Genomic DNA, 296 nt, shown 5'->3' on the forward strand with positions numbered 1-296 from the left:
GGCAATAACCTTCATTGACACAGACTCACTAAGTTCTTCAGTAATATGGTACTTGACTACATTGGCAATTCGACAACCATCATTAATACCCTTTACTCGTGCTACTCGAGTAATAGTTTGAGGACAATCCGCCGATGGCGGACAAATGTATTTCTGTTTCCTTATACTCAGTACAGCTGGACAACCAGCGACAGGCAGAATTTTAACAATAACATTTCGCACACGGAAACCATTACGTTTCATCAAACGGCCACAATGAGGGCATCTCATTGGATATGATTGGATGAGATGAACTA

Annotated in this window: 1 protein-coding gene; it reads right to left on the reverse strand. The window is 41.2% G+C overall.

The features are described 5' to 3' along the window. The coding region (locus QOR82_RS09240) for a transposase family protein (protein WP_283584435.1) at window positions 1-270 on the reverse strand (270 nt) is incomplete at its 3' end. Window positions 271-296 lie beyond the last annotated feature (26 nt).

Source organism: Limosilactobacillus difficilis, from assembly GCF_947387495.1.
GTDB classification, from domain to species: Bacteria; Bacillota; Bacilli; order Lactobacillales; family Lactobacillaceae; genus Limosilactobacillus; species Limosilactobacillus difficilis.